General features: G+C 40.0%; 11 protein-coding genes. 2 read left to right on the top strand and 9 right to left on the bottom strand.

The annotated features are described in order from the left end of the window. Window positions 1-167: 167 nt before the first annotated feature. The 7 genes from recD to CWB66_RS14010 form a co-directional block, all read right to left on the bottom strand. Entirely contained in the window at window positions 168-2,216 is a 2,049-nt protein-coding gene (gene recD / locus CWB66_RS14040) for an exodeoxyribonuclease V subunit alpha (protein ID WP_138585861.1), read from the bottom strand. Further along, complete coding sequence (recB, locus tag CWB66_RS14035) at window positions 2,213-5,791, bottom strand: exodeoxyribonuclease V subunit beta (RefSeq protein ID WP_138585860.1); 3,579 nt, start codon at window positions 5,789-5,791, stop codon at window positions 2,213-2,215. The genes recD and recB overlap by 4 nt, the downstream gene beginning before the upstream one ends. Further along, window positions 5,778-9,077 carry an exodeoxyribonuclease V subunit gamma gene (gene recC / locus CWB66_RS14030; protein ID WP_138585859.1) on the bottom strand — a complete coding sequence of 1,100 codons (3,300 nt, stop codon included), beginning with the start codon at window positions 9,075-9,077 and terminating at the stop codon, window positions 5,778-5,780. Before recC ends, recB begins: the two co-directional genes overlap by 14 nt. A gap of 161 nt (window positions 9,078-9,238) precedes the next feature. Then, window positions 9,239-10,300 carry an alkaline phosphatase D family protein gene (locus CWB66_RS14025; protein ID WP_138585858.1) on the bottom strand — a complete coding sequence of 354 codons (1,062 nt, stop codon included), beginning with the start codon at window positions 10,298-10,300 and terminating at the stop codon, window positions 9,239-9,241. Next, a complete protein-coding gene (locus tag CWB66_RS14020) occupies window positions 10,297-11,421 on the bottom strand; it encodes an alkaline phosphatase family protein (protein ID WP_138585857.1) in 1,125 nt (374 codons plus the stop codon). The genes CWB66_RS14025 and CWB66_RS14020 overlap by 4 nt, the downstream gene beginning before the upstream one ends. An 82-nt stretch (window positions 11,422-11,503) precedes the next feature. Beyond that, on the bottom strand, window positions 11,504-13,873 hold the full coding sequence (locus tag CWB66_RS14015) for a TonB-dependent receptor domain-containing protein (RefSeq protein ID WP_138585856.1): 2,370 nt from the start codon (window positions 13,871-13,873) through the stop codon (window positions 11,504-11,506). A gap of 212 nt (window positions 13,874-14,085) precedes the next feature. Continuing rightward, a complete protein-coding gene (locus CWB66_RS14010; RefSeq protein ID WP_077537599.1) occupies window positions 14,086-15,129 on the bottom strand; it encodes an alkene reductase in 1,044 nt (347 codons plus the stop codon). A 225-nt stretch (window positions 15,130-15,354) separates the two neighbouring features. Between CWB66_RS14010 and CWB66_RS14005 the strand changes: the two genes are divergently transcribed. Further along, a complete protein-coding gene (locus CWB66_RS14005) occupies window positions 15,355-15,744 on the top strand; it encodes a DUF2750 domain-containing protein (protein WP_138585855.1) in 390 nt (129 codons plus the stop codon). A 53-nt stretch (window positions 15,745-15,797) separates the two neighbouring features. On the opposite strand, the gene CWB66_RS14000 is transcribed toward CWB66_RS14005, so the two are convergent. Continuing rightward, window positions 15,798-16,679, bottom strand: coding sequence for an alpha/beta fold hydrolase (locus CWB66_RS14000; protein ID WP_138585854.1), 882 nt, complete (start codon window positions 16,677-16,679; stop codon window positions 15,798-15,800). Between the two features lie 249 nt (window positions 16,680-16,928). Between CWB66_RS14000 and CWB66_RS13995 the strand changes: the two genes are divergently transcribed. Continuing rightward, window positions 16,929-19,592, top strand: a complete 2,664-nt coding sequence (locus CWB66_RS13995) for a CHASE domain-containing protein (RefSeq protein WP_138585853.1) — start codon at window positions 16,929-16,931, stop codon at window positions 19,590-19,592. A 131-nt stretch (window positions 19,593-19,723) separates the two neighbouring features. On the opposite strand, the gene CWB66_RS13990 is transcribed toward CWB66_RS13995, so the two are convergent. Further along, window positions 19,724-22,747 (bottom strand): DEAD/DEAH box helicase, encoded by a 3,024-nt coding sequence (locus tag CWB66_RS13990; protein WP_138585852.1) that lies wholly within the window; start codon window positions 22,745-22,747, stop codon window positions 19,724-19,726. Window positions 22,748-22,783: the final 36 nt, after the last annotated feature.

The following is a 22,783-nucleotide window of genomic DNA, read 5'->3' as shown; positions in this document are numbered from 1 at the left end:
TTAGCTTATTAAATAACTCTCTAACTGCGTTGAATTTACTTGCAATAGGCCCGCTATTGACGCGTAAATTCGCCTTGTTTCCACTGAAAATCTCTGACTAGAGAAAAAATTTAAATATCACCATGATTCAATAGGTTAGTAAATCTCTTAAGCAGTGTTCAGGTTATTTATAACTTCAATCTTTGATACAAACCCGATGCTCTCGATACGCTTTTATTCATCGCTAGTTGCAGTACTTTTTTGTCAGCCACCAGCTCAAAGGTGTTTTTAGCGCGGGTTATTCCCGTATACACTAATTGCCTGTTGATCCCAATACGGGCTTGTTTTAGCGGTGGCAGTACCATAGCGGTGTAGCTAAATTCTGAGCCTTGTGATTTATGAATGGTCATCACATATACTTTATCGTGCGCCGGCAAACGTGCAGGCGAAAATGCTCGCTGGTTACCTTGCTCGTCAATAAATATGGCTTTGAGCTGCCCACTTTCATCTGGCATTAAAATGCCAATATCGCCGTTAAATAACTTAAGTTGATAATCGTTTTGGCTCACCATAATGGGCATGCCTGTATAATGATGAGTATTAGGGCTAACTGTTATTAAACCTTGCTGTTGCAATACGCGCTCTATTCGCTGATTTAAGCTATGCACGCCGTAATCGCCCTCTCGTACCGCAGCTAAAAGCTGATAACTAGCAAAAGCAGCATGTACTTGTGCAACATTTGCACCTTGGGCAATTAAGTTAAGGTATTTTGCATAATGACTTGCTGCACTTTTAACAAGCTTTTCAATCGGTTTTGCTACAAAGTCGTAATCTAAAATTACATCGTTAAAACGCCCTTCAATGCTTTGTTGCTCTACGTAATTTAAAATACCGGTGTTATTGGTATTTACCGCAAGTGCGAGTTGACCAATGCCGCTTTGTGCATCAAATCGATAACTGTGTTGTAAAAAGGCAATGCAATCTGCGAGTTTAAATTCACTCACGCTTTGCGCTACGAGCTTAGGCTCATTATTAAAACATAAACTATTTAGCTCATTACAACGTGCTTGCGAATAACTTGGCGTTTGCCCAAGTGTTAAACCTTGGCATAAATCGCTCATTACGCTGCCGGTATCTACCGAGGCAAGCTGATCTTTATCACCTAGGAGTACTAATCGCGCGTGCGCAGGTAGCGCTTCTATTAATTTAGCCATCAGCGATAAATCGACCATACTGGCTTCATCAATAATTAGTACATCTAAATGCAGCGGATTGCTTTTGTTATGTCTGAATTTATTAGTAAACGGTTTTACGCCTAATAAGCGATGAATCGTTTGAGCGCTTTGCGGGATCAGCGTTTTTATATCATCAGGAATCGTTGTGAGCTTATTTTTAGCGCCCAAAATAGACTCACTTAAACGTGCAGCGGCTTTACCTGTAGGGGCCACCAGCTTAATACTAAGGGGTGCTGTTTCATAAAGTGACTGCAAAATAGCCAGCAACTTAGTCACTGTGGTAGTTTTACCTGTACCTGGGCCACCCGTGATCACACTAAAGCCTTTGGTGGCCGCAATCGCACACGCCACTTTTTGCCAATCAGTTTCAATTGTTGAATCAGCAGGAAAATAGGTATTTAAAAGTTCAGCCAATACTTCATTATTAATATTGAGCTTTCGCTCGCTCATGCTTAATAGTCTATCCGCGAGTGTTTGCTCATAACCTGCAAGGCGCGCAAAATAAAGTCGCTCGTTAAACAGTTGCAGTGGTTTATTTTCGCCTACGCTTTCATGGCTTTGTAAATAACTAAGCGCTGTGTGTACATTAAAATCATCACTAAACGGGCTTAGCGTACTGGGTACATTGCCATCGAGTTTATTAAAGTTACTGTTGCGCAAGTTAAAAGGATTGCTCCAGTCAACCTCATTTAAGGTTAAGCAGCTATGCTGACTTTGCTGCGATAAGCAAAGTAATAAAATAATATAAAACAGCTCATTATGAGTTTGCTCAATGTCATTAGCACACAGTAATTCTGCGAGTTTTACATCAACTACACGTAGTCGATTTTGCGCTAATAAATACTCAAGTAACGGTACTTCGGTAATCGCATTGTTTAACACAATGTCCTCTAATGAGGAATCTTGTGCTACATTTTTTGAAGTAAGAGACTCTGCGGCTTCATTATTTAGTGTCTCGTCGATCTCGTCAAACAAGCCAGGTTGTTCATTTAAATCGCTCATAGCATGGCTCCTTGGCTAAATAAACCATCTAAAATAATCACTTGCTCTACGGTTAGCTTTTTAAAGTACACGCCTTGCCCTGATGGCATCCCACGTAAAAAGGTGTAATACACGCCGCCTAAATGGGTTTCAATTGAGTAATTAGCTATGCGTTGTTTTAATAAACGATGCAGCGCTACGGTGTAAATTAAATACTGTAAATGATACTGATGACTGCTCATCGCTTGCTCAAGCATGTCGCTCTCGTAATCAGCTGGCGTGCTACCTAAATAATTAGACTTATAATCTAAAATATAATACTTACCTTGGTAGCAAAATATTAAATCGATAAAGCCTTTTAACAAGCCTTTTACTTGTGAAAATTCAAGCTTACTTTGCGTAAAGCCAAAATGTTTAACCAACATTTCGTTTAGCTTAGGTGCACTTAAGCTCTCAAGTGGTAAATTAAATTCCATTTCGACTAGGCAATCATTGGGTGTAAGCACACCCAATGAAAGAAGGCTGTTTTCTTGAGAGCTGTTATCTAGGGGACACGCAAGAACATCAAGTACCCACTTTTCAGCCACTTCTCGCCATTGCTCACCTATGTGGTACTTTTCAAAGCTGCGCTTAACTACCTCAGATAAGTTTTGCTCGGTATTAGTTGGGTGAACTATTGGGCTAGTAAAATCTATTTGTTCAAATATTTCGTGTAAACAGCTACCAGGCTTTGCCCCTTTAGGAAAACTATAAGGTGATGGTAGTTCGTCCTCTTGCACTGCAAACTCGTCTTTTTCGTGATCTTCATCACTTCGCCCTGGTGCTAATTGGTCGCTGTGCTTTTTAAAGCTCAACGCACTAAAGCTGGTTGCTCGCCAGTTACGCTCAATATTTGCTGTTACTCTATTAACACTTAATGTTTGCTGGGCAATTTTGCTATTACTAAAACAAAGCGTGCCCTGCTCTAATAACGTTTGTGAGGTAAATTGCTGATAGCTCATCGCGCTGTTAGCGTCGCAAAACTCACTTAAATGCGTGCGCCATGTTTGGCTACTGGCAAGTTCAAGCCCTGCAAATAACACGTGTCCTAGTGCACTACTTTGCATAGCTAAGCGGCTACTTTGCCCTTGCCCAATGTTATAAACACCAAGCGCACAAAAATGCACAGCGCGAGTAAGTGCTACATACAGCAGGCGTAAATCTTCAGCTAGGCGCTCTTGCTCTGCTTTTTGCAGTGCATCTTCGTCTTTACTTAAATCGTAAATTAGCTTGCCGTTATTGTGATAAAGCGCTTCTTTTGTTTCGCGATAGCCACTGGCAAACGGCATAAATACCAATGGGTATTCAAGCCCTTTTGAGGCATGCATAGTGACAATTTTAACTAAGTTGGCGTCACTTTCTAGGCGTACCTGTACTGTTTCACCGTCTTGTTGGCTTACCTTTTGTGCAAACCAGCGCAGCAAACGCAGCGTACCTTCAAGCTCTATTTGTTTTTGCTGAAGTATTTCGCCCAAATGCCTAAAGTCCGTCAGCCAACGCTCAACGTTATATCCCAATCCTTGCCATTTAGCGCTAAGCTGGTTATGGCTCATTAAGCGCTCAAGCATTGCCATAGCGCCTTGCTTGTTCCAAATGTGGCTAAGTTGTGCAAAAAAGTTTAAATGCTCTTGCCATTTATTTTCATCATCGGCGAGTGCATGTATTTCGTTATAACTTAAACAAAATAATGGACCAGCTAAAACACCGCGCAGCAATGACTCGTCATATTGACCATGCAGCGCTGTTAAAAAGTTAAGTAGGTGATGACTAAGCTCTTGGCTAAAAACGCTTTCTCGCGATAAATACACGCTGGCTATTTTGGCTTCGCTAAGCGCTTTTTTCATTATTTGCGCTTCAACACGGTCGCGCACTAATATACAAATATCGGCGGCACTTACTGGGTTATTGCCAATACACGCGTCCCCCTGTTTTGCTTTTTCAAGCAGGGTCACTATTTTATTAGCAAAGTGAGTGGCTAAATGCGCTTGCCCTACACCTTTGTTAGTTGGTTTGTTCTTTTCATCGGCGGCTTCATCTACAAATACATTAAATTCGAATGCGGTAGCGGGTTTGCCATCAATTAAAAAAGAATCATCTGCTTTTTTGCCTTTAGCAGCCACTGCGTTAAAGGGTATGGCGTCGTTATAAATAAAGCTGTTAGCGTGTTTGCCAAATAAACTATTAACGCTATTGACTATATCGGTGCTTGAGCGAAAGTTAGTACCCAGCGTAAATTGCTGATCAGTCTGCACTGCCTCTTTTGCGCCAATATAAGTAAAAATATCTGCGCCCCTAAAGCCATAAATAGCCTGTTTAGGGTCGCCTATCATGGCAAGCGTAGTATTTTGTTGCCCATAAATTTTACTAAAAATACCGTACTGAATCGGATCGGTATCTTGAAATTCATCAATCATGGCAACCGGAAACAACTGCGCAATCTTTTGCGCCAGTACGTCGCCTTGCTCGTTATTAAGCGCGCTGTGCAAATTGGTCAATAAGTCATCGGGGGTGATCACACTTTGCTCTTGCTTGCGCTTAACTATTGCAGCTTTTACCCAGCGTGCTGCATGTTGTACAACCGCTATTTTGAGCCCTTGGTTTATGGTGTTGTTAAGGGCGGCAAGCTCGTCAAACTGACTTAGTAAGGGATGCATAAATAATGGCTGATTTTTTTTATAATTGCCTGCACCACTTAAGCTTTCTGTACTCCACACTTCAAACGAATACTTGTTAGTGCCAAATTCAAAAAACAAATCGCCACCTAAGCAATATGCTTCAAGCGCTGCAAGGCTGCCTTTTCGTGCTGGCGTTTTAGACCCGCTTAACCCCGAGCCTTTAATAGCACCTATAAACTCTTGCTCTAATACTGCTTTTTTAAATGCGGGCACACGGGTTATATATTCATCGCGGGCTTTCCACACATCCTCTAAATTTATTTGTGGCGTAATGTGTGCATTGGCTTTATTTAAAATACTGGCCACTTGAGCAAATAACGACTCTGGTGCGGCAAACACATCTAAAATAGCATCGGTGCGTTCTTTATTAAGTGGGTATACAAACGCACGCCAAAAATCTTTAATGGTTTCGAGCAGTATGTCGCGCTCGTCCAAAATAAACTCGAGATTAAACGCCACTCCCGACTCAAACGCATGTTGTTTTAGCATCCGCTGACAAAAGCCATGAATAGTAAAAATAGCGGCTTCGTCCATCGATTTAGCAGCTGCATCGAGTAAATCAAACGCGCGGTGCTTATCGTCAATTTTGGCAATTACGCCTTCAATGAGTTCGTCGTTTGGGTTTTGCCCAAGCAATGCGTCGCGCGCAGCAATAATTCGGCTGCGTACGCGGTCTTTAATTTCTTGAGTGGCAGCGTCGGTAAAGGTTACTACCAAAATTTGCTCAACACTGAGCGGCGTATTTAACTCACCTTCTATTTGCATACCTAGTAAGTAGCGTAAATACAGCCCCGTAATCGTATAGGTTTTACCTGTACCCGCACTGGCTTCTATTAAACTTTGACCAATGAGCGGCATAGTAAGAGGATTAAGCGCTTGCATGGTCACTCTCCTTTGCATGTTTAAATAAAGGCGTGAGCAATTTATCACTCCATTTTATAAATTCGTCTTGGCAGTCGTTTAGCGATTGCACCGTTAAGCGAATATACGGGTTTTCGCCCTCGCCTCGTCCTATGTATTGCGGGCTAAATTTGCTCATTGCTTTTGTTATATCGCCGCCGCTTTTAACGTACTCATAACCACTTACCGGAAAAAACGGCACCGGCTCTGCGCGCAGCGCTTTGTATAACTCAAACCAATCAAGTAACAATGCATCGGCATCAGCTTTATTAATTGGCGCAAAGGTAATTTGCTTATCAAGCCCAAGTAACAATGTTTCTACGTGATGCTCCATACTTTGCGCTGCAAGGTGATAAATAAAGCCTTTAATTAAATCTTTCGCTTTAATACTCGCACTGCGATAAAACACTTGTTTTTGCAAATAAACATGATTAAGCCAGCCTTCTATTTTGGTGCCTTCAATGGTAAGCAAAACTTCTATCGGCTCACTTTTCCCGCTTTTAATATGCTCTTTAACTTGCCCTGCAAGCGCATCAACTCGGTGCTCCATACTCTCAAATATGAGGCTGCCTACATTGGCTTGAGGTAACTCACCTCGCTGCAGTATTTGCTCGGTACTTAGTGGTTGCTCGTTTATGTTTGCTTCGAGTATTTCATCAAGGTAAAAATAACGCCGCAGCGCATCTAGGCTAAATGGTTCTTCGTCTTTTGCTACTTCGTTAAATTGTGGCAGGCGTAAACCTAATGTTTGTTGATAAAAGCTCTCTTGTGCGCTGCACACACTTCTAATAAACACATCAAGATCTAGCTGCTCTGGCACAGTCACATCAAGTGCAATAACTGGCTCTGGTTTAATTGACTCACTTGGCAGCCAAATTGGGTTGTAACTGTGGTTACTCAGCACAGTATTAGCTTGCTCATCGGCTAAATAATAATGGCTATTAAAGGGCTGTAAATGCTGCTGATTGATTAGACATGCGGGCAGCGTTTTTTCACTCTTTTCGTTTAATACAAAACTACGCCCAATATATTCTAACAACTCACTTACAAGCGTTGATGGCATGCGCGGTTGGTTATCAAAACACGAGCGACCAATGCAACTCATGTATAAGTTGTCGCGGGCACTTAGTAGTGCTTCTAAAAATAAGTAACGGTCATCTAATTTACGTGATCGGTCACCTTTTTGCTTTTTAGAATAAGGCACTAAGTCAAAACCAATAGGCTGTACGTTACGCGGGTAGTCGGCATCATTTAAGCCAAGCATACATACCACTTTAAATGGTACGGCGCGCATGGGCATAAGCGTACAAAAGTTTACTTGCCCGACCAAAAATCGCTGCCCTACGCCTTTTTCTTGAATGCCTTGTTTAACTAAGTAACTGACAATACGCTGCGAAACCGCTTTGCTGTAATCACCGTTATCGTGGTGCTTTTGTAACTCTTCAAGCACGTTTTGCAATACTAATAAGTCCCAGCTGTCATCGCTTTCACTTTCGTATATAGCGTTTAACAGCTCGCTTAAAATATACGCTTTATTGGTGAGCGTATCATCGCTCGTTAACTGCTCTTTAAAGCTTTGCAGTACATCAATAAAATGCACAAGCTTATTGAGTGTATCAAGCGCCATGCCTTCTACTTCATCAGCGCTGTAAATACCGTTAAACGGGCATTGTTCGTCGCGCATAGCAATGCCAAGCAATAAACGGTTGAGCCCGTGCTGCCAGGTATTTAAATCGATTGCGGGTAAATCAAAACTGCTTTTATGCGCTGCGTTTATACCCCATTTAACGCCTACACGTTCAAGCCAATATTGAATTTGCTCATATTCGTGTGCTTCAAGCCCAAATTTTTCGGCTATTTGCGTCACTTGTAATAAATCGAGAATATCCGACACACCAAAGCGCGAAAACGGTAAGTTAGCTAAACTCGCAAATGAGCTAAGGACAGGCTTTTCTTGCTCTATGGCTAAATCGGCCAATGCGTAAGGGATAAAGCGGCTACCTTGTGCTCCACCAAATACGGCTTCAATGTAAGGGCTGTAAGTGCCTACATCGGGCATCATGACAATTATGTCTTTGGGGGTAAGCGTTGGGTTTTGATTAAATAAGTTAAGTAAGTAGTCGTGCAAGCGCTCAACTTCTCTGAGCGGTGTATGGCAATCGCTTAGTGTAATACTGGTATCGGTTGCGCTGATTGGTAATTTACCTTCGTCGTTTATAAACCACTCTTTATTATCGGTCAGCGATTCGCCTTTAAACGCAAGCTGATAAATCTCACTTTGTACTTGCCCTAGTAAGGTGTCGTCAAACACATCAATAAAGCCATCAATCCAACGAGCATCTAGCTGTACAAGTTGTTCAAAATAGTCGCGACCTAATTTACCCCACGACGATAACAATGGATTACCAATAAAGTAGTATTCTTCGTCTGGATTGGTTTGTTTTTTTTGTTGCGCTTCCACCAGCGGCATTTTGGCGTATTTAGCGCTTATTTTAGCTGCTGTTTTTTCATCTATAATATCGCCCCAGTAATGCTCACTCGGGTTAAAAAAGAATAATATAACCTCTGTTTTTTTACTCAGTGCTTCAAACACCTCAAGCTGGGAGCTGGCAATCGCCGATATACCAAATAAGCTAATGCGTTGTGGCAGTAAACTATTATCCATAGTCTCAAGTGCTGCAAGTAACTGCCCTTGCATATTAGCGCGATGAAATTGGCTTTGCCCAAGCTCTTGGCTTAGCTTTACAATGCGTCGCCATAAGTCAGGTTGCCATGGCGCAATGGTTACATCTACATCATCAAGCTCATCTTTGCCGCTATCCCATGTGGCTATCCAGTGCGGTCGGTACATTAAATATTGGTCGTACACATCCGCTATTTTTTCACACAGCGCAAAGGTTTTTTGCCCGTCAATATCGCCCTCTAAATAAGTTTTTAGCGGTAAATATAATGGCTCGTCAATACAGGTTGGTAAAATTGCAAACAGTTTCCAAGCAAGGTTGGGCTTATTAAATGCCGACTCTTTAGGGACATTTGGCAGCAATTGCTGATACAACTGCCAAATAAAGCTCGACGGCAGCGGAAAATCTACCTGCGCTGCAACCCCTAAGTTTTCGCTCAAACCTATTTTTAACCACTGCGACATACCCGGCGATTGCACTAGCACTACTTCTTTGTCGAACGGGCTTTGCAATGGGTTTACTTTTAACAGCTGGTGGAACTGCGCTTGCAGGGCTTCCATGCGGTTTGATTGAATAATATTTAGCATATAACACTGACCTTGCTTGAGATAAAACCAGTGTAAGATATTTTCAATATTAGGGGTAGCGCAAACGGGTAATTGCCATTAATAAATCAGAGAGTTAAGAACTAATTTACAGATTTTTATACGCACAGCATTTATTTTATATACTGTGCGTAGTAGTGAGTTTATTTATAAGGGCTAATACTTGATAAACTAAAGTCACTTTGCATTATTACTTCGCCATCAATGCCTTTTAATTTAAGTGAAATAGTGGGATCAGTTTGCTGCCAGTTTATGCTTAAATCACCATAATTTACGTTATGAGTAAAATCCCCTACTCGGTGTTTGTTAGGACTGACGTCTTTCCACTTTTCAGTTAAGCCAGAGCTAGTCATCTCAATTAATGGGTAATCAAGGTTTTGCTGATACTTTGATATTTCACCCCAGTGCGTATCGCCGCTGATGATCACTACCCCATTTACTTTATGCTTTTTAATCAATGCAAATAAACGGTTTCTATCTTCAGGAAAGTTTGCCCATGATTCCCAACCTGTAAAATCGGGTAAAAGCTGTAAGCTTGAGGCGATTAATTTTATTGCTGCGGGCTTTTTAAGCGCTTGCTCAAGCCATTGCCACTGCGCTTCACCTAACATTGATGCGCCCTTTACTTCACTGGGACTATATGGGCCTTGGTTATTAAGTTTGCGCTTAGTGTAATACTCAAGCTCGCTTACATGGTTTAGCGCATCACGGTTCCAACGCAAATCAGGCATTATTACTTGTATGGTTTGCTCATTTTCACCATACATGTACGAGGTATAAATTCCATCAGGGCGAGTGCGACGCGCTGAGTTTGCAGGTTCATCCCAAAAATTAAGCATAATTTGGCGTGATTGCTCTTTATGCGGATACTCTTTACCTGCATCGTTTTGACCATAATCGTGGTCATCCCACATAGCAATAATAGGCGTTTGCGCTTTTAACGTTTTAAAACCAGGCTTTGCCCCTAAACGTTGGTACTTATCGGCAAGTACATCCATATCGTTGGTATCGCCGTAAATATTGTCACCCAGAAATATAAACAAATCCCCTTGCTCTTTATTAATTGCATTAAATATGGGAATGTTTTTATCTTGATGCCCACACGAACCAAACAGGATTTTAGATGGCGCTGCCATTGCATTGCCACTAATTATAAGCGCGATCAAAAGCGCTGGTTGAGTCAATGCATTTAGTAGATGTTTCATTTTAAAATCTCGTTAATGGCAGGTGCCATAGCAGGGTTAATAGTGTGTGGATTTTGCCCTAATGCTTTTAAAACAGTGGCAGCAACTTGCGCTTGTTTAAACTCATTTTTAGTTTTAATTAGACCACTGCCTTTAATGGCGGGTCCAATGGCTGCAAGCCAAATATACTCAGAGCCAATAATCCCCTCAGGAAACGCCTTTTTTCCCTGTGCCGATTTAGCCAATGCACGCTTAGAGCTGTGATGTTGCCAGTCATCGGCGTTGCTGCCACGGCCATGATCAGTGGTAATAATAAGGGTGGTGTTATTTTTATAACCTGCTGTAGTTTGAATGGTTGCCCATAAGTCTTTTATAAACGCGTCACTTTGCCTCGCCGATCTAAGGTATTGATCGTAGTGACCATCATGCGCAAAGTCATCGGTTTCGCCTAAACTTATCACTAGCAATTTAGGTGTTTTAGCCAACATATAGGCTTTAGCAAAACGATAGGTAAAACTATCTAGGCGCACGTTATGCCAAGGGCTGGGGATTTCTTTTTGTAACGCATTTAACAGTGGCGCATCTGCAAATAAATCCTCTGCAACGGGCATAAACCCCGCGTTTACATAAACATCGCTGCGCTTATTATTTACAATGTATGGGAATACATCCCAGCTACCAAATAAAGCAGTGCTGTTTTTAAACTCCGGTAACTTATCTAAACGCTCTAAAATAGTTTTATTTGGGTTGAGGACCTTGTCGTTACTGTTAATGTTTTCGTCAACTTCGCCAGTTAGAATCTCATTATATCCTGGGTATGAAAAATACCACGGATTACTGACCGACATAGTAGAGCCATTAGCCCTATCGCCAATAATTACGCCTTGTTTAGCCACTACTTGCGTTAAAAAAGGCATTAGTAATTGCTGGCGCTCATTTACAGTTTTTGCCCAAAATTGCGTATTTAATTGCTCTGGCTCCTTAACAAAATCAGTATTATTAATTAAGTTTTTATCAGCCCCATTAAATACTTCTTGCCAGCGTACACCATCAAGCGTTACCAGCACTACATTTTGCGCTGCTGCAAAGTTACTTACTAATACACTTAAGCTAAATACTGTTACTTTTATAATCGTTTTCATCGTGTTTTTGCGCCCTTTCATATAACAAAGCCCATCAGTGATGGGCTTTATTTTAATTCAATTGCTAATCCTAAACTTTAACTTAAAAGTCCGCAGTGAATGTTACGGCAGCAGTGCGTGGTGCACCAATAAAGTATGTAGAACCATTACCAGTACCACCAGCTAAATAGCTTTTATCTGTAACGTTATAAACAACTAACGATATATCAATTGCTTTAAATGGGCCCGCATCTACATCAGTAGAATAGCCCGCATTAAAATCAAGTACCGTGTAGCCATCTACTTTGTTTCGCGAGCGTGTGTTTTCATCATTCCATGCACCTAAACGCTCACCAGTGTACTTAGCCGATAAACCAACACGAAAGCCATCGCTAAAGTAATCTGTAGACACGACAAATAAATCTTCTGATGAATCAATTATACTATCGCCATTTCTAAAGCTAGGTGCTACGTCGTTACCATTTTCATCTTTTAGTAATACACCTTTCGAATCGTATGCACTTGGATCATCAGAAGTGTACTCTGAGCTGCTATTTGTATAAGACGAGTACAGGTTCCAGCTTGGTGTTAACATATAGCTTGCTGATAATTCTAGGCCCGCTGAATCAATACCACCCACATTAAGATAAGCGCCATTAGTTCCGATGCTGTAATCAATCCCATCTGAACCACTGCCTGGTGCAATAAACGTAATACGATTATCAAACTTAACGCTATAGGCTGTTGCTGTAAGCGATAATCTATCGGCTTGGTAGCGCACACCAAAATCAATATTTTCAGCTGTTTCTGGCTCTATTTCAGTAAGTGTCGAGCTGTCTCGTTCAAGTACACCGTCTTTAATTGCTGCAAAATTCTCACTGTAGCTGGCAAATAATTCAGTGTTATTATTTAGCTGATACAGCACGCCACCACTGAGTAAAACATCCGAATCGCTATCTACTTTATCTGAGCTTTCATTAGCAAAGTGATCGTACTTTTGTAGCTCAACTAAATACTGCTTAGCACCAATATTTAACGTTAAATCACCAAAGTTAATCGAATCTTGTAAGTACCATTTAAAAGTATCGGTCTCAAAGGTATTTTTGTATTGTGTCCAGTAAGGTGTGCTATCAAAATGATGATAAATACGCGCATCAATAACTTTGTGCCAATCACGTGATTCATCACGCTCACTTTGTTCGTACCAAAAACCCGCTTCTATATCATGCATGCCAAACGTAGCTTGGTAGTTTGCTGTGACGCCTAAACGCTCTTTGTTGTAATGTGTATGACGATAAGACATAACGGGTGTTGCTGTGGCATCGTAGCACGCAGGATTTAAACTAGGGCCTGACGCCCATGGCCAACTTAAGCTTGCTGTACACACCTCATTTGGTGCAAGTGGGTTGCCTTCGCTATCAGCAAAACCATAACTACCCGCACTTTTACCGCCTTGAGTTGTTGCATTGCCATTTTCATCAACAGGTGTTTCTAGATAGGGTGGGATCCAATCACCACGGCCTGAGTTTTTATGATAATAAGGGCTCACTGTTAATAGTGACGTTGGTGAAATCGCGTACTCAAACTTTAAATAGCCTAAGGTATTTTCACGGAGCGTCCCCCAACCTTCTGCAAACATTTGGTCAAAATGCGGAACCCCTGTCCAGTTCCATGTGAGCTGATCCCAATCGGGTGTTTGTTCAAACTGTTTAAGGCTTACACTGTTGTAGTTTGTTTCATTTACGTCGTCGTAAGATAAACGTCCAGTAATTGTTAAATCCGCAAGCGTTGTTACCGATTTAATCTCTGCATGTTGGTTATCTTTACCCCCATTACTACCCGAGCCAACCCAGCGACTTGTGTTAGTTTGTGAGTAACTTGCATATGCCTGAGTATTATTAAAAACAGTGCCCGTTTCGTGTTTAACATAATAACGAGTGGCATCGTGGCTGCCTGAGGTATAAGCAAAAGTAGTGCCTTTTTCAAGGCTTGGTGCTTTACTTACAAAATTAAATGTTCCGCCAAGAGCTTCAAGTGATGCCGATTTAATATCAGACGTACCTTGACCAACCTCGACCGTTGCTAAGTTTTCGCTCTCTAAATAACGGTTTACTTTTGCGCCACCGCCATAATTAGAACCACCATTTGGAATACCATCAACCGTCATACCTAACTGCTGTTGATTACCATCAATACTAAAACCACGCATAGTAATTGTTGTAGACCAATCATCACCGCCAAATGCATCGCCTTCGTTTATGCTAATACCTGGTAAGTTATCTATTACTGATAATATGCTCGATACCGAACTTTGTTGCTCAAGCATTGCAGGCTCAATCACATTGTTAGCATAACTAGTTGGCTTAGCGACAACGGTTACTTCCTCTATTGTGCTGTCGTTAGCATAAGCTGATGTTGATACAGCCATGGCAATTGCCATGCTCAAAATCGATTTACTTTTTAAAGCGTACATTGTTGTCCCGTTTGGTAATAATTATAAAAAAGTGTTAATTATGAAAACGGGCACAGTATGAGTTTTAAATATGACAGCTAAGATGGAGTTTATTTACATAAAAATTAAACTAATATGGGAGATTTATGGCAGGAATATGTATAAAAAAAGACACCTAAAGGTTTAACTTCAGGTGTCTTAATTATTTTCTAAAACTTATTACAACGAGTAGTTTATTTTAATTCAGCAAGCATTTCATCGCTATATGGCACTAACTCTTCACCATTTTCAATTTTACTAATGTAGTCAGGGTTTGCTATAAGTGGACGACCAATCGCTATTAAATCAAATTTATCGTCGTTAATTGCCTCTTTGGCTGCTTCAAAACTATAACTGCCTACACCTACAAGTGTGCCTTTGTAGCCCGCACGTAAAAATTCAGAGGTAGTTTTACCTTCAAGCGCATCAAACGTTGTGCTGTCGTCAAAAATACCGCCGTGTAAATACGCTAAATCTCTTTTTTCAAGTTCTGGTAATAAATAATCAAACACAGCTTTGTCACGGCTATCTTCACTCATATTAAAATAAGCGCCCGGTGTTAAGCGCAAAGCAGTACGCTCGTTACCGACTACAGCAATAACGGCATCTGTTACTTCTAATGCAAAACGCGACATATTTTCAGGCGTTTGACCGTATTCATCGCTGCGTGTATTGGCAGCGTAATGTAAAAACTGGTCAATCAAATACCCGTTAGCACCGTGAATTTCCACGCCATCAAAACCCGCTTCAATGGCATTTTCTGCCGCTTTTGCGTAATCAGCAACTAAGCCTTTAATATCGTCAATTGTAACTGCTTTTGGCGTAATGTAGGTAAGCTCACGCATACGTGGTACAGAGCCTTCAACACCGATTGCCGATGGTGCAAGTACATCACCATCAAAAAAGTGAGGATGCGCAACACGGCCAACATGCCAAAGTTGAGCAAACATTTTGCCGCCACTTGCATGCACTGCGTCTGTTACTTTTCTCCAGCCCTGAATTTGCTCACTGGTAAATAATCCGGGTGTATTTGGGTAGCCTTGCGCGTCAGGGCGAATAATCGTTGCTTCACTAATAATTAAACCGGTTTGGGCACGGCGAGCATAATAGTCAACCATATCTTGCGTTGGCACTAAATTATCATCTGCCATACAACGTGTTAGTGGTGCCATAAGCACACGGTTTTTAAGCTCAATCGTGTTATTTAGTTTAAACGGAGCAAGTAAATCGGTGGTCATTTTTCAATCCTTCATTAAAAGTATGCTTACTACAATGCGGTCTTTTGACAAACATTCAAGTCTATTTTGAATGATCGCTCAAATTAGTGACAAATTTATACTCATATGTATGTAAATTAGATCTACAACGATGAAATTAAATAGTAACTTTTCAACACTCTGTCATATAACTCGATATACTTGTGTGCATATAATTTAGATATAGTAATTAAGAGTGAGCCAATTATGACAACGCCAAATTTAAGTGAAGAACAAGCAGTAATTTTAGGGCTTGGGGCAAAAAAACGCCTAGCCTATATGTTCGAAACCGTACAGCAATTCAAACAAGTATGGATTTTAAACGATGATGATGGCTGCGTTATGCTTGCCAATGAAGATGACGACTGCGTACCCGTTTGGCCAACTCGTGAATTTGCAGAAGCATGGGCAACTGGCGAATGGGCTGGCTGCAGCGCTAAAGCAATTCCTCTTGCGGATTGGTTTAGCCGCTGGACACCGGGGCTTGAAGAAGATGATTTACTGATTGCTGCATTCCCTACTGAGGAAGATGACGGCACTATCCTTTTTTCTGATGAGTTTGAAAAACAACTAAAAGCACCGAAGCAAAAATACTAAGGTTCAAAGCCTAAATATCCAGAGTTCTTTAACTTATAAGCGCGGCGCATAAATTAGCCGCGTTTTTTAATGGCTTCTCTAAATTTTAAATAAGCCTGAGTAATTGCATCAGCATTTTCGACTTGCGGGTAATGACCAAGCTCTGGGAACTCTTTAACGCTGGCGTTTGGAATAAGCTTTTTATAATGCTCAATCATGTGCTTGCCAGAAATAGGGTCTTCCCCGCCTGCGATGAACGTAATAGGAATATTACTGTTAATAATAGCACCCACCCAACGCTCTCGGTTTTGCTTGCGTTGGTTTATATAATGAATCAGTTTTGGCATTGCACTTAGGCCATCGTTATAAATTAATAATGTCCATAATGTGTCAATTACCTGTGTTGAAGGCGGTGTATTTTCACCAAAAACAGTGACTAAATTATTGGCGAATTTTTGTTTATTCATCAATTTTGGCACTAGCCAACCAAGCTTAGATAATAATAATTTTTGTATAAATAAGGGTTTGTGCACTTCTGGAAACAGTCCACCATTTAAAAAGCAAACACTATTGATCGTTATGGCACTTTGATTATGTACTTGCCTTGCTAATATTTCTTGAGCCACTGTATCGCCATAATCATGAGCTAAAATATGTATATCATTAATATTTAATGTGTTTAAAAACTGAGTATACAAATCGGCTTGTTCAGTGATTTTATAGTCTGCATTTTTAGGTTTATCCGATAAACCAAAACCTAACATATCAAGCGTGATCACAAAGTAATGCTCACTGAGCGCTTGCCACATACCTTCCCAGTCCCAACTCGCACTGGGAAAACCATGTATTAACAGTAATGCAGGTTTAGTTATGTCACCAGCAGTATTAGTAAATACCTTATGGCCATTGATGTGAATAAATCGGCCCTGCGATCGCCATTGCTGTAAAGTTAACATCTGCGTTGCTTAAACATTGGTTGCACTTAGTTTAGTTTTATCATAAGAGTGGTTTAAATAGGTATTAAAAAATACATCTTGGTAAGTTATACTAATCTGCTTAAAAGCAAAGCAAACTGCAAGAAATTCAATCCCTAAAGTTCAAAAGAGTTTAAGCATTCTGGTTGTAAGCTTTTAAATAAGTGCTATATTTAGCTTCATCACAAAGTATTCATAGTCCAACACAAGCACATAAAAAAGGATGTATACATGGTTCTAACGCGTTGGGCTAATAAAAAGTTTGTGCTGCAAACAGTTGTTCAGCTTTTAATTCTGATTATCGGGATTATTTTCTCGTTTTTCCAGCATCTTAAGCATCAACAAGCAATCGACTCTAAAATTGCAACCGCTTTAGACACCCGACTAACAACGTTAACAACGGGAATAAATAACCGAGTCCACCTTTATAAGTATGGGCTATATGGCTTAAAAGGATTTATACATGGAATAGGTGTTGCGAACTTAAATTATCAAGCCATAACAAACTACTCTAATAGCCGTAACTACGCGCTCGAATTCCCTGGGGCTAATGGTATTGGCTATATTAAAAGAGTACCTTCTGATCAGTTAGTACAGTTTTTAGAAGATGCTAAAAATGACAGGCCTGATAAAGAATTCAATCTAAAAGAGCTGTCTCGCTATAACGATGAGCGCTTTATTATTCAATATATTTTCCCTGAACAAAACAATTTACAAGCAATTGGGCTTGATATTGGATCTGAGACTATTCGCCGAGAAGCAGCATTAAAAGCTGTAATCAATAACAGCGCTCAACTTTCAGCCCCCATTACCTTGGTACAAGCTGATAAAAAAACACAGCAAGGCTTTTTAATTTTAATCCCTGTGTATAAAAACATTACCGTACCAACAAACAGAGAAAAGCGCCTTGAGGCGATAATCGGCTGGGCCTACTCGCCTTTATTAATCAACAATATTTTAGATTCACTTGCACAAGTAGATGAAAACTACCTTACCATCAGCGATTTATATAACGATACCGAATTTACATTCTTTCAGTACGGTGATGAAAACAATAACTCAGCGTTTTACACCTCAAACACAATCCAAATTATGGGCCGCAGCTGGAAAGTAACACTTCACGGCTCTAATGCATTTATTGAAAGCTTACACTTACCCAACAAATATCAGGCTTTGGTTGATAGCGTATTTTTAACTCTTTTTACAATGATTTTTATCTTCGCTTTACAGTTGTTTTTGTATCGAAAGGCGCAAAAAATACAATTAAAAGTAGATACCGCTAAAAAACATGAACAAATACTTGAACTCGCAAATTCACAATTAGAAAGTGAAGTGAAATTGCGAACGCTGCAAATTGAAAACATAAGTACTTTGCAGCGTAGTATATTAAATGGCGCAAGTTACTCTATTATTGCTACCGATATAAACGGTTTAATCACTGAATTTAATCCAGCCGCTGAGAAGCTGCTTGGCTATCAAGCAAGCAAAGTGATTGGAATTGAAACACCCGCTATTTTTCATCTAGCGCACGAAGTTATCGAAAGAGCAGAGCTGCTTACGCAAGAGCTCAATAAACCAATAAAACCAGGATTTGAAGTATTCATAGCCAAAGCAACACCGACTGTGCCAGATACCAATCAATGGACCTATGTTGATAGTAATAACAAACAGACCCAAATAAGTTTAAGTGTCACCTCGCTATTAAATGACTACGGAAAAATAGTGGGCTATTTAGGTATATCATATGATTTAACAGATCAAATAGCACACGAGCATGCACTCGCTAAATCAAAAGAGTTAGCCGAACAAGCTTCAAAAGCGAAGTCAGAATTTTTAGCAAACATGAGTCACGAAATTCGCACCCCGATGAATGGCGTTTTAGGTACTTTACAGTTATTACAAGAGCAACCTCTTAACGAAAAATCAAAAGATTTTCTAAATAAAGCCCTTTATTCAACCAGAGCGCTTACCACCATTATTAATGACATACTTGATTTTTCTAAGATTGAAGTAGGTAAGTTGTCGCTTGAAAAAAAACCATTTGAACTAGACGAATTAATAAACCACTTAGAGTCAGATTTAAGTGTACCAGCAAACGAAAAGCATATTTACTTGCGCTTTATTTCTAATATTGACCATAAATATTGGGTCGGTGATGCGGTTAGGCTCAGACAAATATTTTTAAATTTAATTTCCAACGCAATTAAATTCACACATAAAGGTGGCGTTACCGTTGAATTTAAATTAACAAATGATAATAGAGTCTGTAGCGTCATTTCTGACACGGGAATTGGCATTTCACAAGATACTATTGATAGATTATTCGAACGCTTTGAGCAAGCAGAAACGTCAACCACCAGAGAGTATGGTGGTACAGGGCTTGGCCTGCCAATCACTAAATCATTAGTCAACTTAATGAAGGGTGAAATTGAAGTAACGAGTGAGTTAGGTGTCGGCAGTCAATTTAGTGTTTATTTGCCACTTAAACAAGCGAGCATAAAGCCAATTGACTTAAATATAAAAGGTTTAGACTTTCCTGACTTAACAAATAAAACAATTTTAATCGCAGAAGACAATAAAATTAATCAGCTTGTGGTAACTGCAATGCTAGCGCCTACGCATGCAAAAATTGTCATTGCAAATAACGGCCTTGAGGCAATTTCACTCTATGAATCTTTATCACCTGATATAATTTTTATGGATATTCAGATGCCAAAAATGGATGGTTTTGAAGCATGTAAAAAAATAAAGAAAATAGATAGCAAACAAATTATTATCGCACTAACCGCAAATGTGTTTGCCGAACAAAAAGAGCTCTATAAACAGTTTTTTGATGGCTATGTTTCAAAGCCAATTGAAAAACAAGAGCTTATTAGATTTTTGCACACCATATAGTTATTCTCGAAATTATTCCTGCATGGTTTTATTTTCTGTATCTATTAAAAGTTAAATTATACTTAACGTCATATAATAATTTTATTTCACAAGCTTGCAAACTTATTATCCACTCCTGATACCAACTAACCTCATAGCCCCATTGACGACATTAGCTCATGTTCACTTACAACTTCAGGCGTTACTACCGCATCCCTTAGCATGGTTTTCTTTGCTAGTAGTTTGTCTAAGTTCACATCAAACGAATCATATTCGGGGTGTAAAAGGCAGGGTAAGTGAATAAACACAGGCTTCTTTTGACCAATACGATAAACACGGTCTGTAGCTTGCGCTTCTTTTGCAGGATTCCAGTGGCGCTCTAAATGAACTACATGGTTTGCTCCAACAACTGTTAAGCCAACGCCTGCAGCTACAGGCGACATAATTATAATGTTAAATCCTTCTTCTGTTTCAAAGTCAGTGATCATTCCTTTACGAGACAGCTGATCTTTTTTTGTAGCAATCGCTTTACTATCACCATTAATAACATGGATATTTAGCTCATAAATTTTGTCTAAGCATATTTTAAGAACAGCCTGGAGCTTTTTAGTTGTCGCAAAAATAATTACCTTCTCTTGTTTGTTTTTTATATCTGACAATATATCTAACAACATGCGTAACTTTTCAGACTCTTGTAAATTACGCTGTGCTTCTTTGGCATTATTCGGTGGCTGTTTAAAAACCTCATCAAGCCTCGGATGCAAACTAACAGCCCTTAATTGCTGTAATACTGTTAAAGCATGGCCGCCGCCCTGCTCTTTTGCTTTCTCCTTTCTATAATCTTCAACAATTTGGTTGTAGCCAAGCAACTGACCTCCGGTCATATTACGAGCTAACTCTGGAGCAAATGCCATATTGTCAACCAAGTCTTTATGAATACCTGTTTTTATTGTTTTAGTAGGCATTCCGGTTAGCTCGTCTTCCTTGGTTCGGCGTAACATAAACTGCCCAGCAGCATTACGTAAATCGTTACCAACTTCTAAACGTACCTCTGCTTTTTCTTCTTCATTAGCACTACTTATTGGCTTAATCCAGCGCTCTCTAAAATAGCCCCAGTCGCCTAATAGTCCTGGTTGCGCTGTATCCATTAAACACCAAAACTCGCTTAAACTATTTTCGACAGGGGTACCTGTAGCTAGTAATTTAAAATCAGCTTTTAGTGCTTTAGCTGCACGCGTTGCTTGAGTATTTGGGTTTTTAATATTTTGAGCTTCATCAAATATTACAATTCCCCAGTCAATAACACATAAAGAAAATTGGTAATCCCGTAACGTTTGATAAGTCGTAATAACAACACGTCTATCCATATCTAAACGCTTTGTTGCTGCATCAGCCCCAACATGCAAAGCGTAACGAATAGATTTATGATCAGCATGCGAATCATTCATTACCGTCGTAAGTTGCATAGACTCTCGTTCAGCCCCTTGAACTTTAAACTCTTTCAAATCCCTTGATGACTGCAGGACTTTAATATCTCTAAATGGAGAGTTTTTAAAAGTAGCTGCAACCTCTTGTTCCCAGTTTTCCAGTAAACTAAGTGGAGCGACTATTAATATAGGCTTTTCGGATTTATTGCTTTGCTTCTGCATTGACAAGTACTCAGCCAGCATAACTAACGTCATATAGGTTTTACCAAGTCCCATATCATCGGCTAGTAAAGCCCCCTGTACTCTATACATATCATCATGGTTATCTAATTGCGCTGACTTAAGTAACGACATCATCCAGCTAATACCGGACTCTTGATGAGGGAAAGGTGTTCGCGCTAAATTAGTTCTATCAAAACTAATAGCTCTGTCTAACTGCGCAACTTTATTTACAATGTCTTGATTATGTTCTTCTGCATCTTTTAGTAACAAGGAGACTTGCTCTTTACGAACCTGAGTATCTTCAACTTCAGGTGTATCTGAGTCATCAGAAGGATTTGCTAAATTTTCTCTTACCTCTGCGAGTGTTTCGCTAACGCGCTGCTCATCGCGTATGTCAATTAACTCATCATCAACAACAACACTATCTGCATTTTGCCCTTTAGCTTGCTGGTAACTTTGCTCAAACGATACAACATCTTCTTCGCATTCAAGCAACTTAACTAAGCGCTCTGGTGGCTCACTGTCTGTATTTGTCGAAAACCAGCCATTACTGCCATCGCTGTCTTGACCAAAAGGAATGTGTACCATTTTGCCAATACCAGCAACTCTGAGAGAAAACCCAAGATCGAGGTTAAGAATAGACGCATCTAAAAAAGCTGAAGGGGTTTTAATAAATTCTGCGACTTTGTATGCAGGAATGGTTCTATTTTGCAGTACTTCTTTAACAGCTTGTTTTTTATCGTCAGTAAGTAAAACAATGCGGTCTTTTATTCGCATTACTTGCCCATCGCCCTGTAACTGAGCTAAGCGATTTTGTAAGTCTTCAGATGATGATCCATCACCAAAGCTTGGGCTAAGCTCTAGGCTACCATCAACCTGTTGATTTGCTGTTACGGTAATTTGTTTTGGTTGTACTAAATCAAATTTATCAAAATGTTTTAAATCTAGTTTTAACCCATCTTTAGCTGCTTGCTGTAACTTAGCAACTGCCAACACATTATTTAGCTCAGTGCGGTCATCGGGCGTAAGCGACGAATGTTCTTCTACGGCTAAAACAGCATTAAGCTGCTCAGGCGTCATTAAATATTGTGTTTGCTCACTAAAAAAAAGTATGGGTCCTTTTCTTTTTACTGGATATTTTTGCTGCTCAAATTTTGCAAACAACTGCAGCGTAAAGCTACTTTTAGTTGTTCTACCTTGAATATCAACGTCAAAGTCGTTATTAAAAAAAGGCGGAAGCCCTAAAACGTCTGCATCTTCTGGGTCTAATAAACATGCTTGTTCGCTGTCTAGTCTAAAGCCATTAGGTATAGGCTGTGCAATATCTCGCTCTTGTAGCATTTTAAGTACAACATGCTGAATAAGCTGGTGGCCCCCACCCTCACCATTATTTAAGCAATGGAATGAGGCTTCATCAGTGGCAAAATTAACGCCATACGAGTCATACACTAAAGAGTATCGTTCAGCTGCTAAATGACTATTTTTATTTTTAGGCAAAAGCCCTTTTATCAAACTAACAAGTGACATATTTTTATCTGATCCCTTTTAAACATTCCTAGTACA

This window comes from Pseudoalteromonas sp. S558, assembly GCF_005886635.1.
Lineage (GTDB): Bacteria > Pseudomonadota > Gammaproteobacteria > Enterobacterales > Alteromonadaceae > Pseudoalteromonas > Pseudoalteromonas aliena.
Note: the sequence above shows the minus strand (reverse complement) of the source record. Positions and strands in the feature narration are given on the sequence as shown.